14 protein-coding genes are annotated in these 14781 nt (G+C 62.4%); 10 read left to right on the forward strand and 4 right to left on the reverse strand.

Features of this window, described 5'->3' with window-relative positions; genetic code table 11:
- Window positions 1-35 precede the first annotated feature (35 nt).
- The 4 genes from ACZRMO_RS25320 (at window position 36) to araH (ending at window position 4528) form a co-directional block, all read left to right on the forward strand.
- Window positions 36-899 (forward strand): SMP-30/gluconolactonase/LRE family protein, encoded by an 864-nt coding sequence (locus ACZRMO_RS25320; protein WP_463974636.1) that lies wholly within the window; start codon window positions 36-38, stop codon window positions 897-899.
- 147 nt (window positions 900-1046) lie between these two features.
- Complete coding sequence (locus ACZRMO_RS25325) at window positions 1047-2051, forward strand: substrate-binding domain-containing protein (RefSeq protein WP_463974637.1); 1005 nt, start codon at window positions 1047-1049, stop codon at window positions 2049-2051.
- The gene (gene araG / locus ACZRMO_RS25330; protein ID WP_463974638.1) at window positions 2048-3550 is read left to right on the forward strand and encodes an L-arabinose ABC transporter ATP-binding protein AraG; all 1503 of its coding nucleotides are present in this window, start codon (window positions 2048-2050) and stop codon (window positions 3548-3550) included. Before ACZRMO_RS25325 ends, araG begins: the two co-directional genes overlap by 4 nt.
- A 9-nt stretch (window positions 3551-3559) precedes the next feature.
- Window positions 3560-4528 (forward strand): L-arabinose ABC transporter permease AraH, encoded by a 969-nt coding sequence (gene araH / locus ACZRMO_RS25335; RefSeq protein ID WP_124528674.1) that lies wholly within the window; start codon window positions 3560-3562, stop codon window positions 4526-4528.
- Between the two features lie 144 nt (window positions 4529-4672).
- Here araH and ACZRMO_RS25340 read toward each other — a convergent pair whose 3' ends face one another.
- On the reverse strand, window positions 4673-5821 hold the full coding sequence (locus ACZRMO_RS25340) for an aldose epimerase family protein (RefSeq protein WP_463974639.1): 1149 nt from the start codon (window positions 5819-5821) through the stop codon (window positions 4673-4675).
- A 137-nt stretch (window positions 5822-5958) separates the two neighbouring features.
- On the opposite strand from ACZRMO_RS25340, the gene ACZRMO_RS25345 reads away from it, so the two are divergent.
- Window positions 5959-6726 (forward strand): SDR family NAD(P)-dependent oxidoreductase, encoded by a 768-nt coding sequence (locus ACZRMO_RS25345; RefSeq protein WP_463974640.1) that lies wholly within the window; start codon window positions 5959-5961, stop codon window positions 6724-6726.
- A 156-nt stretch (window positions 6727-6882) separates the two neighbouring features.
- Here the strand turns inward: ACZRMO_RS25345 and ACZRMO_RS25350 are convergent, their stop codons facing one another.
- Together ACZRMO_RS25350 and ACZRMO_RS25355 are read right to left on the reverse strand one after the other, a co-directional pair.
- Window positions 6883-7479, reverse strand: coding sequence for a glutathione S-transferase family protein (locus ACZRMO_RS25350; RefSeq protein ID WP_463974641.1), 597 nt, complete (start codon window positions 7477-7479; stop codon window positions 6883-6885).
- A gap of 57 nt (window positions 7480-7536) precedes the next feature.
- Entirely contained in the window at window positions 7537-8403 is an 867-nt protein-coding gene (locus ACZRMO_RS25355) for a LysR substrate-binding domain-containing protein (RefSeq protein ID WP_463974642.1), read from the reverse strand.
- Window positions 8404-8537: 134 nt separating this feature from the next.
- Here ACZRMO_RS25355 and ACZRMO_RS25360 point away from each other — a divergent pair, with 134 nt between their 5' ends.
- From ACZRMO_RS25360 to yghU, 5 genes are all read left to right on the forward strand, one after another.
- Window positions 8538-9584 (forward strand): agmatine deiminase family protein, encoded by a 1047-nt coding sequence (locus ACZRMO_RS25360; RefSeq protein ID WP_463974643.1) that lies wholly within the window; start codon window positions 8538-8540, stop codon window positions 9582-9584.
- Window positions 9581-10462: an N-carbamoylputrescine amidase gene (gene aguB / locus ACZRMO_RS25365; protein ID WP_463974644.1), complete on the forward strand. Its 882-nt coding sequence runs from the start codon at window positions 9581-9583 to the stop codon at window positions 10460-10462. Before ACZRMO_RS25360 ends, aguB begins: the two co-directional genes overlap by 4 nt.
- Window positions 10459-11538 (forward strand): extracellular solute-binding protein, encoded by a 1080-nt coding sequence (locus tag ACZRMO_RS25370; protein WP_463974645.1) that lies wholly within the window; start codon window positions 10459-10461, stop codon window positions 11536-11538. Before aguB ends, ACZRMO_RS25370 begins: the two co-directional genes overlap by 4 nt.
- A 164-nt stretch (window positions 11539-11702) precedes the next feature.
- Complete coding sequence (locus tag ACZRMO_RS25375) at window positions 11703-12803, forward strand: agmatine deiminase family protein (RefSeq protein ID WP_463974646.1); 1101 nt, start codon at window positions 11703-11705, stop codon at window positions 12801-12803.
- A 44-nt stretch (window positions 12804-12847) separates the two neighbouring features.
- Window positions 12848-13681, forward strand: a complete 834-nt coding sequence (gene yghU, locus ACZRMO_RS25380; RefSeq protein WP_463974647.1) for a glutathione-dependent disulfide-bond oxidoreductase — start codon at window positions 12848-12850, stop codon at window positions 13679-13681.
- Between the two features lie 157 nt (window positions 13682-13838).
- Here the strand turns inward: yghU and ACZRMO_RS25385 are convergent, their stop codons facing one another.
- Window positions 13839-14765, reverse strand: a complete 927-nt coding sequence (locus ACZRMO_RS25385; RefSeq protein WP_017735287.1) for a sugar ABC transporter substrate-binding protein — start codon at window positions 14763-14765, stop codon at window positions 13839-13841.
- Between the last annotated feature and the right edge of the window lie 16 nt (window positions 14766-14781).

The following is a 14781-nucleotide window of genomic DNA, read 5'->3' on the forward strand; positions in this document are numbered from 1 at the left end:
CAGACCTGAGAACAACAAAAAATCCAGGAGGCACCATGTCGTTTCACGCCGTTACCGAACACCGTGCGCAACTGGGGGAGGGCCCGTTCTGGGACGTGCCGACCCAGGCGCTGTACTGGGTGAATATCGCCGGCAAACAGGCACTGCGCTTGATGGGCGGGCAGTTGCGGGTATGGCAGTTGCCCGAGCATGTCTCGGCGTTTATCCCGTGTGAGCGTGGCGATGCGTTGGTCACCTTGAGCAGCGGGGTGTATCGCCTCGACCTCGACAGCGAAGCGCTGACCCTGCTGTGCGTGGCCGACCCGCAACCGGGCAACCGTGGCAATGAAGCACGCTGCGATGCCCAGGGCCGCCTGTGGCTGGGCACCATGCAGAACAATATCGGTGAGCAGGGCGAAGACCTGCCGGTGACGCGGCGTTCCGGTGGCCTGTTTCGTATCGATGCCGACGCGCGGGTCACACCGTTGCTCAGCGGCCTGGGCATTCCCAACACCTTGCTGTGGAACGACGACGGCAGCCTTGTGCATTTTGGCGACAGCCTGGACGGCACGCTGTACCAGTTTGCGATCCAGGCGGACGGCCAACTCGGCGCCGCCGATGCCTGGTTCGGCCCCCACGAACGCGGCGGGCCAGACGGCTCGGCGATGGACGTTGAGGGCTATATCTGGAATGCGCGCTGGGACGGCAGCTGCCTGCTGCGCATTGCGCCGGATGGCGGGGTGGATCGCGTCATCGAGCTGCCTGTCAGCCGGCCCACCAGTTGCGTATTTGGCGGGCCAGACCTCACCACCCTGTATATCACCAGCGCCGCCAGCCCTTTGGATCACCCCTTGGACGGTGCCGTGCTGGCGATTGAAGTGGATGTCCCTGGAAAACCCTGTACCCGTTTCGCCGGATAACTTGTGGCGAGGGAGCTTGCTCCCGCTGGGGTGCGAAGCGCCCCCAAAAGCTTGGGCCTGCTGCGCAGTCCAGCGGGAGCAAGCTCCCTCGCCACAACAAGCTTGCACCCACTGTTCTATCTAAAAACAACAACAAGGAGTCACCGTATGAATCGTCGTCGTGGTATCCGTTCCCTGTGCGCCGCCGCTGTGGCGGTCTCGGCCATGAGCTTGAGCGGGCTGTTGCTGGCCGCTGAAGAAGTGAAGATCGGCTTCCTGGTCAAGCAGGCCGAAGAACCGTGGTTCCAGACCGAATGGGCCTTCGCCGAAAAAGCCGGCAAGGAACACGGTTTCACGGTGATCAAGATCGCCGTGCCCGATGGCGAGAAAACCCTCTCGGCCATCGACAGCCTCGCCGCCAACGGCGCCAAGGGCTTTGTGATCTGCCCGCCGGACGTGTCCCTCGGCCCGGCCATTGTCGCCAAGGCCAAGGCCAATGGCCTCAAAGTGATTGCGGTGGATGACCGTTTCGTCGATGCCAAGGGCAACTTCATGGAAGACGTGCCGTACCTCGGCATGGCGGCGTTTGAAGTCGGCCAGAAACAAGGTGCGGCGATGGCCGCCGAAGCGAAAAAACGTGGTTGGGACTGGAAGGACACCTACGCGGTGATCAACACCTTCAACGAACTCGACACGGGCAAGAAACGCACCGACGGCTCGGTCAAATCCCTGGAAGAAGCGGGCATTCCCAAGGACCACATTCTCTTCACCGCCGCCAAGACCCTCGACGTGCCGGGCAGCATGGACGCCACCAACTCGGCCCTGGTCAAGCTGCCCAGTGGCGCGAAAAACCTGATCATCGGCGGCATGAACGACAACACTGTGCTGGGCGGCGTACGCGCCACCGAAAGCGCCGGCTTCAAGGCGGCCAATGTCATCGGTATCGGCATCAATGGCACCGACGCCATCGGCGAACTGAAAAAGCCCAACAGCGGTTTCTTCGGCTCGATGCTGCCAAGCCCGCATATCGAGGGCTACAACACCGCGCTGATGATGTACGAGTGGGTCACCAAAGGCACGGAACCGGCGAAGTACACCGCCATGGATGAAGTGACGCTGATCACCCGCGACAACTTCAAGGAAGAACTGACCAAAATCGGGTTGTGGCAATGACCGCTGCGGCCCTGCGCTTTGACGGCATCGGCAAAACCTTTCCCGGGGTCAAGGCGCTGGACGGCATCAGCTTCAGCGCCCAGCCCGGGCAGGTGCACGCGTTGATGGGGGAGAACGGCGCGGGCAAGTCGACGCTGCTGAAAATCCTCGGTGGCGCCTACATTCCGAGCAGCGGCACGGTGCAGATTGGCGAGCAGACGATGGCCTTCAAATGCGCCGCCGACAGCATCGCCAGCGGCGTGGCGGTGATCCACCAGGAACTGCACCTGGTGCCGGAAATGACCGTGGCCGAGAACCTGTTCCTCGGGCACTTGCCGTCGCGGTTTGGTGTGGTCAATCGGGGGCTGCTGCGCAAGCAGGCCCTCGCTTGCCTCAAGGGCCTGGCGGATGAAATCGACCCGGCGGAGAAGCTCGGGCGCCTGTCCCTGGGTCAACGCCAACTGGTGGAAATCGCCAAGGCGTTGTCCCGTGGCGCCCATGTGATTGCCTTCGACGAACCCACCAGCAGCCTGTCGGCGCGGGAGATCGACCGCTTGATGGCGATCATCACGCGCCTGCGCGATGAGGGCAAAGTGGTGCTCTACGTGTCCCATCGCATGGAAGAGGTGTTCCGCATCTGCAACGCGGTGACGGTGTTCAAGGACGGCCGTTTTGTGCGCACCTTCGACGACATGAGCGCGTTGAGTCATGACCAGTTGGTGACCTGCATGGTCGGCCGCGATATCCAGGACATCTACGATTACCGCCCGCGCGAGCACGGCGAAGTGGCGTTGAAGGTCGACGGCCTGCAAGGCCCCGGCTTGCGTGCGCCGATCAGCTTCGAGGTGCGCAAGGGCGAGATCCTCGGCCTCTTCGGACTGGTCGGAGCAGGGCGCACGGAACTGTTCCGCTTGCTCAGCGGCCTGGAACGCACCAGTGCCGGTAGCCTGGAGTTGTGCGGCACACCGCTGCACCTGCGCTCACCGCGCGACGCCATCGCCGCCGGCGTGCTGCTGTGCCCGGAAGACCGCAAGAAGGAAGGCATCATTCCGCTGTCCAGCGTCGCCGAGAACATCAACATCAGCGCCCGAGGCGCCCATTCCGCGTTCGGTTGGCTGTTGCGCGACGGCTGGGAAAAAGGCAACGCCGACCAGCAGATCAAGGCCATGAAGGTCAAGACGCCTAACGCGCAGCAGAAAATCATGTACCTGTCCGGCGGCAACCAGCAGAAGGCGATCCTCGGACGCTGGCTGTCGATGCCGATGAAAGTCCTGCTGCTGGATGAGCCGACCCGTGGCATCGATATCGGCGCCAAGGCCGAGATCTACCAGATCATCCATAACCTCGCGGCCCAGGGCATTGCGGTGATCGTGGTGTCCAGCGACCTGATGGAAGTGATGGGCATCAGCGACCGCATCCTGGTGCTGTGCGAAGGCGCGCTGCGCGGCGAGCAAACCCGCGCCAACGCCACCGAATCCAACCTGCTGCAACTGGCCCTGCCGCGCAGCCTGGCGAACTGAGAGAACGTTATGACCATTCAACAAAACGCGTTGCCCACGGCACGCAAACCCCTGGACCTGCGCGCGCTGCTCGACAACTGGGCAATGCTGCTGGCGGCGGTGAGTATCTTTTTGCTGTGCGCCTTGCTTATCGACAACTTCCTCTCACCGCTGAACATGCGTGGCCTGGGCCTGGCGATTTCCACCGTCGGCATCGCCGCGTGCACCATGCTGTTCTGCCTGGCCTCGGGGCACTTCGACTTGTCGGTGGGCTCGGTGATTGCCTGCGCCGGGGTGGTTGCGGCCATCGTGATGCGTGATACCGACAGCGTGATGCTGGGCATCGGCGCGGCACTGCTGATGGGCCTGACCGTTGGGCTGATCAACGGCATCGTGATTGCCAAGCTGCGGGTCAACGCGTTGATCACCACGCTGGCGACCATGCAGATCGTGCGCGGCCTGGCCTACATCTTTGCGAATGGCAAAGCGGTGGGCGTGTCCCAGGAGCAGTTCTTCGTGTTCGGCAACGGCCAGTTGCTGGGCGTGCCGGTGCCGATCCTGATCACGATCCTGTGCTTCCTGTTTTTTGGCTGGCTGCTCAACTACACCACCTACGGGCGCAACACCATGGCCATCGGCGGCAACCCGGAGGCGGCGTTGCTCGCGGGGGTTAACGTTGATCGCACCAAGATCCTGATCTTCGCCGTGCACGGCCTGATCGGCGCGCTGGCCGGGGTGATCCTGGCGTCACGCATGACTTCGGGCCAGCCGATGATTGGCCAGGGTTTTGAACTGACGGTGATCTCGGCGTGCGTGTTGGGCGGGGTGTCGTTGAGTGGCGGGATTGGCATGATCCGGCATGTGATCGCGGGGGTGTTGATTTTGGCGATTATCGAGAATGCGATGAACCTGAAGAACATCGATACCTTCTACCAATACGTGATCCGGGGCTCGATCCTCCTCCTGGCGGTCGTAATCGACCGGATGAAACAACGCTGATTCCAAGTCTTATAGAGATCTAAATGTGGGCACTGGTTTGTGTGGGAGCTGGCTTGCCTGCGATGCAGACACCTCGGTGAGCCAGATGTACCAAGGTGATGCTATCGCAGGCAAGCCAGCTCCCACAGAAGCCAGCTCAGGGCTCTAGTCCGCAGTGAATCTGAAAATTGTGTTCTGGGTATAGGTCTGGCCCGGGTTCAAGCGAGTGGACGCAAATGTCGGCTGGTTAGGCGCATCCGGAAAATGCTGGGTCTCCAACGTAAACCCACTCCAATGCTGATACGTCTTCCCAGCCTTGCCCTTCACCGTCCCATCGAGGAAGTTGCTGGTATAAAACTGCACCCCAGGCTCGGTGGTAAACAGCTGCAAGCGCCGCCCCGACTCGGGGTCATGCACCTCGGCGGCGAGTTTTTTCACGTCACCTTTGCTATCCAAGGCCCAGTTGAAATCGAACCCACCTTGTTTGGGCTCGGCAAACTTGAGCTGCGGATGATCGTCCTTGATGTGCTGGCCAATCGGCGTGGGCGCGAGGAAATCCATCGGCGTGCCCTTCACCGGCGCCAGTTCACCGGTGGGAATCAACGTGGCATTCACTGGCGTGTAATGGCTGGCGTGCAGGGTGGCGACTTGCTTGAGGATGTCGCCATTGCCCGCGCCGGCAAGGTTGAAGTAGCTGTGGTTGGTCAGGTTGAGCACCGTCGGTTTGTCGGTGGTGGCCTTGTAGTCGATGTGCAATTCGTTGTTGTCGTTGAGGCGGTAGGTGACTTCGGTCTTGAGGTTGCCGGGGAAGCCCATCTCGCCGTCCTTGGACAGGTAGGTGAGGGTCACGCCCACCGAGTCCTTGGCCTTGACGGGCGTGGCGGTCCACACGTGCTTGTCGAAACCCTGGGCGCCGCCATGCAGGGAATTGGGGCCGTCGTTGAGCGGCACCTGGTAGCGTTTGCCATCGAGCTCAAAGGCGCCGCCCGCCAGGCGATTGCCGAAGCGGCCGATGGTCGCGCCGAAAAACGCGGTGCCGGCCTGATAGCCTTGCACGTCGTCGAAGCCGAGCACTACGTCTTCGACCTTGCCGTGTTTGTCCGGCACCTTCAGCGACTGCAACACGCCGCCGTAGGTAATCACCGTGGCTTGCATGCCATGGCTGTTGCGCAGCACGTATTGCTCGACGGCGGTGCCGTCATTGGTTTTACCGAAGGGTTTGTGCTCGCTGCTGAGGCCTGCCGCCTGGGCGCCACCGCTGGCGATCAGCATGGACATCGCCAGGCCCGAGAGCAGGTAACGAGGGTGCTTCATGATCGAACTTCCTTTTGTTGTTTTGAGTGGAATAGTTCTACTAATGTGCGATATTTTGTCGATACGACAGCAGATTTATAGCCTTAAACGCCTTTAATGCAAAATAAAATAAGACTAATTAAGCGAGGCCACACGTTATGACGACTCCACACACCGTATACCCCGACCTTGAAGGCAAGACCGTACTGATCTCCGGAGGGGCATCGGGGATTGGCGAGTTCATGGTGCGCGCCTTCGCCGCGCAGGGCGCCAAGGTCGGTTTTGTGGACCGTGCGCAAAGCCAGGGTGAACGCCTGGCGGCGCTGTTGAGTTCCAAGGGGCACACGGTGGAGTTCGTGCAGTGCGACATCACCGACGAGATCGCCTACAAGGCCGCCATCGCGCGTTTCGAACATTCCCTGGGGCCGATCAGCGTGCTGGTGAACAACGCCGCCAATGACGTGCGCCACACCCTCGAAGAAGTCGACTCGGACACCTTCGACAAGCTCATCAGCGTCAACCTGAAGCACGCCTTCTTCGCCGCCAAGGCCGTGGTGCCCATGATGAAAAGCGCGGGCGGCGGCTCGATCATCAACCTCGGCTCGGTCGGCTGGATGATGGCCTCGGCCGGCTACCCGGTATACGCCGCCAGCAAGGCCGCCGCCCACGGCATGACCCGCGCCCTGGCGCGGGAACTGGGGCCGAGCCAGATCCGCGTGAACACCTTGGTGCCGGGTTGGGTGATGACCGAGAAACAGCTGGCGATGTGGGTCGATGATGACGCCAAGGCCCTGATCGCCCGCAGCCAATGTTTGCCGGGCAGTGTACTGCCGGAACATATCGCCGATATGGCGTTGTTTCTGGCCTCGAATGCGTCGGCGATGTGTTCGGCGCAGAACTTTATTGTGGATGGTGGGTGGGTCTGAGCCGGGCCTAGTCTTCCAGGCGACACAGGACAAATGTGGGAGCGGGCTTGCTCGCGAATGCGGTGGGTCAGTCGACAAAATTGGTGACTGATACGCCGCCTTCGCGAGCAAGCCCGCTCCCACACAAGCCCATTCCTACAGGGGGATAGGGGGTGTCTATTCGATGGGGTATTTTTTAAAAGCCGGATGCTGCTCCAGCCGCTCCGCCAGGCGTTGCAGGTTGGGAAACGCCTCAGCCTTCACTACCGACGCCACCGTGTACTGGCTGAACGACCACGCCACAGCGGCAGTAATGCTGGCCTGATTCAGCGTGTCATCGCCCGCCACAAGCTTGTCCAGCAACCCATAGGCCGCCAGCAGTTGCCCACTGATGCGATCAAGCCACGGCGCATGCAGTTTCTCGGCCGGGCGCAGGTTGTGCTCATAGACGATTTGCACACTCTTCTCACAGGCCGCCAGCGCCAGGCCCAGCACTTGCAAGTCGCGGGCGCGTGCGGCGGGGGCCTGGGGCAGCAGTTTTTTATCGGCTGGGGCGAGGGCTTCCAGGTAATCGAGGATCAGGCTGGAATCCATCAACACCGTGCCGTCGTCCAGCACCAGGGTGGGGGCCTTGACCACCGGGTTGATCTGCGAAAATTCGTCGAAGGTGCTGAACACCGACAGCGATTGATGCTCGAACTCCACCCCGTACAGCTCCAGGGAGATAGCCACGCGGCGTACGTAAGGCGAGTCCAACATGCCGACCAGTTTCATGAAGCCTCCATTGCTCTCAACGTCATTGGCCCAAGAGAGTAAGGGCACTGGGGCGGCTTATGCCACGTCTATTTGCAAATGGCTCAGCAACCACGCGGTAAAGCTGCGCGCCAGTGGGTCGTTTTCACTGTCGCGGTGGGTCAGCAGCGCCCAACTCGGCCCGCGAATCGTCGCGTCCACCAAGGGCGTGAGCAAGCCATCGGCACGGGCCTGCTGGCTGAGTAACTGGCTGACCAGGCCGATCCCCAGGCCCGTGCACACTGCATCCAGCAACAGGCCGGGGTCGGAAAAGTTCAGGCCCTGATCCTGCTGGCCCACATCGATCCCGGCGTCCACCGCCCAGTGGCTCCAGTCCATTTCCCGTTCGCCATGCAGGGTAGTGCGCTGCGCCGGCGGCGTGTGCAGCAGGCGCGGGTGGCAGGCGGGGAACAGCCGGTCGGCGTGCAGCACCTTGAAGCTGCATTCGGCCTGGGAGCTGATGTCGTCACGCACTGCCAGGTCGATGGTCTGGCTGGCCATGTCGGGCACTTCGTCGGTGCTGAAAATCCACAGGTCCACCTCCGGGTGCTGCTGGCGAAAGTCAGCCAGGCGCGGCAATAGCCAGTGCCGCGCAAAGGTCGGCGTGGTGTTGAGCACCAGTTGATTGGGCTTGCGGTACTGCCCCAGGCGCCGCACGCCCACCGCCAGTTGTTGCAGCAGGGCCTGGGTGGTGCTGAGGAAGTCGTGGCCGGCGTCGGTCAGGCTGACGCTGCGCCCACTGCGCAGAAACAGCGGCTGTTCCAGGTAGGCCTCCAGGCTGCGGATCTGTTGGCTGATGGCCGATTGGGTCAGGTGCAGCTCTTCGGCGGCCTTGTGGAAACTGCCCAGCCGGGCGGCCGCTTCAAAGCCGCGCAGGGTGCCGAGTGGCGGCCAGTGGTTAAGCATGCTGATAAGTTCCTCTAATCAGTTTTCTACAAAATTCATCGTTTGTTCGGCTTTATGCGCCTACGTAGCATGTGTGACACGAACCCGTGGGCAGTTTTCGCTGAACACAATGACTTAACTACAGGGGGCTTGTCATGCAGCACACTACAATTCCTAACAGCATTGGATGGATGCCCGCGGAGTGGTCGCAGCACGCGGCGACCTGGATGGTCTGGCCCCACAACCAAGCCTTGTGGGAGACCACCTGGGGCGTGACCCTGGCCCAAGTGCAGCAGGACTTTGCCCGGGTCGCCAACGCCATCGCGCGCTTCGAACCGGTGAAGATGCTGGTGGACCCGTCCGCTGTGGCCAGTGCCACGGCGTTGTGCGGTCCCGGCATCGAGCTGATCCCGCAGGCGGTCAACGACAGTTGGTGCCGTGATTCCGGCCCGACCTTTATCTGCCAGCCACAGGGCGTGGCCGGGGTGAGCTGGCGCTTCAACGCGTGGGGCGGCAAGTCGGCCCATGACCTGGATGAAAGCCTGGCGCGCCGGGTGCTCAACCACCTGGGGCTGGACTGCTTCGGTACCGCGCTGAGCAACGAAGGCGGCGCCATCCATGTCGACGGCGAGGGCACGCTGATCACCACCGAATCGGTGCTGCTCAACCCCAATCGCAACCCGGGCATGAACAAGGCCGAGATCGAAGAGATCTTCGCGCGCCTGCTGGGCATCCGCAAAACCATCTGGCTGCCCGGCGACCCGGATCACGTCACCGGCGACATGACCGACGGCCATGTCGATGGCGTTTGCGCGTTCGCCCGTCCTGGCGCACTGCTGGTAGACGCCACCCGCGACCAAGGCTCGGTCTATGCCGACGTAGTACGCGAAAACCGCCGCGCCCTCGAACTGGCCACCGACGCCCAGGGCCGGCGCTTCGAGCTGATCGAGCTGTTCGAAGCCAGCGACGCCGTGGACAGCGCCGCCGACGTGTTCTGCGCCTCCTACACCAACTTCTACATCGCCAATGGCGCGATCATCATGCCGGCCTATGGCATTGCGGCCGACCGTGAGGCGGCGCAGGTACTGGCCCAGGCGTTCCCCGGCCGCGAAATCGTGCCGGTGCAGATCAACCACTTGGCCCATGGCGGCGGCGGCGTGCATTGCATCACCCAACAACAGCCAGTGTGGGTGAAGCCATGAGCCTGCTGACGATTGCCACCACCCAGATGCCCTGCACCTGGGACCTGCCCGCCAACCTCGACCGCGCCGAACAGCTGGTCCGCGATGCGGCAGCGCAGGGCGCGCAAGTGATCCTTTTGCAGGAGCTGTTTGCCACGCCGTACTTCTGCATCGAGCAGCACCACCAGCATTTGGCGCTGGCCGAGGAGTACGCTCATAGCCGCGTGCTGCAGCGCTTCGCCGCCCTAGCCAGGGAACTGGGGGTGGTGCTGCCGTTGAGCTGGTTCGAAAAGGCCGGCAACGCCTTCTTCAACTCCCTCAGCGTGGCGGACGCCGACGGGCGTTTGCTGGGGGTGTACCGCAAGACCCATATCCCCAACGCCATCGGCTATCAGGAGAAGGAATATTTCAGCCCCGGCGACACGGGTTTTCGCGTGTGGGACACGGCCTTCGGGCGCCTCGGTATCGGCATCTGCTGGGACCAGTGGTTTCCCGAAACCGCGCGCTGCCTGGCGTTGCAAGGCGCCGAGGTGCTGCTGTTTCCCACCGCCATCGGCTCCGAGCCGGGCTGTGCCACCCTGGATTCGCGCGACCATTGGCAAGTGACCATGCGCGGCCATGCGGCGGCGAATATCCTGCCGGTGGTGGCCGCCAACCGCGTCGGCCGTGAAGTGGCGACCACCGACCCGGCGCTGCAAATGGCCTTCTACGGCTCGTCGTTTATCTGCGACCACAAGGGCAAGTTACTGGCCGAAGCCGACCGCGACAGCACCGGCGTGCTCGTGCAGCGCCTGGATCTGGCGGTAATGCGCGAAGAACGCCTGACCTGGGGCATCTTCCGCGACCGTCGCCCGGAGATGTACGCCAGCCTGCTCACCCTCGACGGTCGTCCATCATGAAAATACTCTTGAGTTGTGCGCTGCTGCTCACCAGCGCCTGCGTGTCCGCGGATGACAAAACCCTCAAGCTCTACAACTGGGCCGATTATTTCGCCGCCGATACCCTGGCCAACTTCACCGCCGAAACCGGCATCCAGGTGATCTATGACGTGATGGACGGCAGCGAAACCCTGGAAGCCAAGTTGATGGCCGGCGGCAGCGGCTATGACCTGATCTTCCCCGGCGACACCGTGGCCGAACGGCTGATGCGTGCCGGCAGCCTGCAAACCCTGGACCCCGCCAAGCTCACCGCGCTGGCGGATATCGAGCCGGGCCTGCAACAGCTGCGCACCCACTATGTGCATTCCAACCAGGCCACGGTGCCGTACACCTGGGGCACCATCGGCCTGACCTACAACACCCGACAGATTGAACAACGCTTGCCGAACGCACCGGTCAACAGCCTCGACTTGCTGTTCAAGCCGGAACTGGCGGCGAAGTTTGCCGACTGCGGGATCTCGCTGATCGACTCACCGGACGAAGTCCTCGCCGTGGTGCTCAACTACCTGGGCCGCGACCCGCGCAGCGCCAAGCCCGAGGACCTGGCGGCGGCGAGTGCATTGCTGCTCAAGGTGCGTCCCTATATCCGCAAGTTCCAATCGCAACCGGTGACCGACCTGGTCAACGGCAATCTGTGCCTGTCCCTCGGCTACAGCGGCGACATGACCCAGGCCCAGCGCGCCGCCGACGCGGCCGGCAAGCCGGTGACGTTCGGCTATCACATCCCCCGCGAAGGCACCACGGTATGGATGGACACCATGGCCATCCCCGTCGATGCCCGGCACCCGGAATACGCCTACGCGTTTATCAACTTCGTGATGCGCCCGCAGAACATGGCCGCCATCACCAACCTCACCGGCTACCCCACGTCGAACGCCAAGGCCCGCCCGGACGTGGAAGCGAGCCTGCGCGACAACCCCGACATCTACCCCGATGCGGCCACCTTCACGAGGTTGATCGCCGGCAAGGACATTCCCCAGGCCGATATGCGTGCACGCATGCGTGTGTGGACTAAATTCAAGACAGCAACGCCCTGAGAACACTTTTGTTCCCTGAGAATGCTTTTGTGGCGAGGGAGCTTGCTCCCGCTGGGCTGCGTAGCGGCCCCAGAAGCGTGGGAGCGCTGCGCACTCCAGCGGGAGCAAGCTCCCTCGCCACAAAGGGGGTGTTTTTCAATTCAGAATTGTAAGCAGAGAACTTCATGCCAACCCGTCGCACCTTCATCAAACAAGCCGCTGTGGTCTGCGCCATGACCCTGATTGCCCCGCACATCCGCGCCGCCACTCGCGGTGGTTTCTACATGCCCGACGAAGGCGAAACACACCGCCAGGCCTTTATCGCCTTTGGCGCCCAGGACGCGATCTGGGAGGACTTCACCGCCGATGTGCAAGCCGCCCTGGGCCGCATCGCCCGAGCGATTGCCACGTATGAACCGGTCACCGTGTTCTGCCGCGAAGACGAGCGTTCACTGGCCGAAAAACACTGCGGCACACGCAATATCACCTTTGTCGAAACCGCGCTGGACGACATCTGGATGCGCGACACCGGCGCCAATTTTGTCATTGATGGCGCCGGCGGCCAGCGGGCGGTGGACTTCAATTTCAACGGCTGGGGCAACAAGCAGCAGCACGCCGACGATGCGTTGCTGGCGGCGCTGGTCGCCGAAGAAACCGCGGCCAAGCATGTCCGCAGTGAGCTGGTAGGCGAGGGCGGTGCCATCGAGGTGGACGGCCTGGGCACTGGCATCATGACCGAAAGCAGTTGGATCAACCGCAACCGCAACCCCGACTGGAGCAAGGCCGAGGTCGAAGCCGAACTTAAGGAGCGCCTGGGCCTGCGCAAGATCATCTGGCTGCCGGGCATCAAGGGCAAGGACATCACCGACGCCCATGTGGATTTCTATGCACGCTTCGTCGCACCAGGCGTGGTGCTGGCCAACCTCGACACCGACCCCGAGTCCTACGACCACAAGGTCACCCTGGCGCATTTGGATATCCTCAAGAACGCCAGCGACGCCGACGGCCGCCCGTTGCAGGTGCACACTGTGTCGCCGCCGCTCAAGCCACGCAAAAACCGCTTTAGCCAGGGCAACCCGGACTTCGCTGCGGGCTACATCAATTACTTCGTGATAAACGGTGCGGTTATCGCCCCGGAGTTCGGCGACCCGCTGGCAGACCGCAAGGCGCTGGACTTGCTGTCCCGGCTCTACCCGGAGCGCAAGGTGCTACAGCTCAATATCGACGCGATTGCGGCGGGTGGCGGCGGCATTCACTGTGTGACGAGCCATCAACCTTTGGTTTAGTCTGGAGCGCTTCGTTGATCGCAAGCGCCTCTGGAGCAGTAAGCATGACCGACTACGTACCCCCGAAAGTGTGGACCTGGGACACCGAAAACGGCGGCACCTTTGCCAGTATCAACCGGCCCATTGCCGGTGCCACCCATGACAAAGAGCTGCCGGTCGGCAAGCACCCGCTGCAGTTGTATTCCCTGGCCACGCCCAATGGGCAAAAGGTCACGATTCTCCTCGAAGAGCTGCTGGCCCTGGGGCACAGCGGCGCCGAATACGATGCCTGGCTGATCAAGATCGGCGACGGCGACCAGTTCGGCAGCGGCTTTGTCGGGGTCAACCCGAACTCCAAGATCCCGGCGTTGCAGGACCGCAGCGGCGCCACGCCGATTCGCGTGTTCGAGTCCGGCGCGATCCTGCAGTACCTGGCAGAGAAGTTCGGCGAGTTTTTCCCCACTGAACCGGCGGCCCGTGCGGAGTGCCTGTCGTGGCTGTTCTGGCAGATGGGCAGCGCGCCGTACCTGGGCGGCGGTTTCGGGCATTTTTATGCCTATGCGCCGAGCAAGATGGAATACGCGATCAACCGCTTTGCCATGGAGACCAAGCGCCAGCTGGACGTGCTGGACCAGCGTTTGGCGGTGAGTGAATACATCGCCGGGGATGAATACACCATCGCCGATATTGCCATCTGGCCTTGGTACGGTGGGTTGGTCAAAGGGCGTTTGTATGGGGCGGCGGAGTTTTTGTCGGTGCATGAGTACAAGCACGTGCTGCGTTGGGCCGAGGCGATTGAAGCGCGACCGGCGGTGCAGCGGGGGCGGCGGGTGAATCGGGTTTCCGGTGAGCCTCATGAGCAATTGGCCGAGCGGCACGACGCAAGCGACCTGGACTGACGCGATAGAAAATGTGGGAGCGGGCTTGCTCGCGAATGCGGTGGTTCAGTCGAAATATAAGTGACTGACACCCTGTATTCGCGAGCAAGCCCGCTCCCACACAAGCCCGCTCCCACAGTTGGATCTGTGTTCCACAGTTGGATCTGTGTACTCCAGGCTATTTGTAGCGCTGCTCAAACACCGCCACCTGCTCCGGCTTGATCAGCTCAAACGGCACCCACACCTCCGACTCAATCGCTTCACCCTTGATCATCCGGATCGCCGACTCCACCGCCTTGGCCGCCTGCGCCTTCGGGTCCTGGAACACCGACGCCGCCAACAACCCACGCTTCACCGCCGCGAGCCCATCCGGCAAGCCGTCGATGCCGACAATCGCCACATCACCCTTGGCCTTGCCCGCCTGCTGCAACGCCATCCCGGCGCCGATGGCCATTTCGTCGTTGTTGGCGACAATCGCATCGAACTGGGTGCCCGCCAGCAGCCAGTTGCTGGTCAGGTCCATGCCTTTGCTGCGTTGCCATTCGGCGCTTTGCTGCTCGACCACCTTGATCCCGGGAAAGTCCTTGAGCACCTGCTTGGCGCCTTCGGTGCGGTCATGGGTGGCGTTCTGTGCGAGGTCGCCCATGATGATCGCCACGTTGCCTTTGCCGCCGAGTTTTTCCGCGAGGAAGCGCATCTGCAATTGCCCGGCCTCGATGTCGTTGGAGGCCACGGTGACCACGCCCTTGGGCAGGGTGCGCTCGTCCGGGTGGCGGTTGACGTACACCAGCGGAGTCTTGGCGGCCACGGCGGCGCGGGTCATGTTGGCGGTGGCGGAAGTGTCCACCGGCAGCACGATCACTGCGTCGACTTTCTGGTTGAGAAAGCCTTCGACCTGGTTGAGCTGGCGCACCACATCGCCTTGGGCGTCTTCGAACTGGATCTTCACCCCTTGCTGCTTGGCGGCTGTTTCCAGGCCGTTGCGCACGTAGGTCATGAAGTTATCGTCGACCCGCGCAATGCTCACGCCGATGCGGTAATCGGCGAGCGTCCACGGGCTGAACAGCAGTAACAGCGAGGCAACAATCAACGAATAGCGGTTCATAAGGGTGGTCCTTTTA

The sequence above is a fragment of the Pseudomonas sp. B611 genome, from assembly GCF_055407965.1.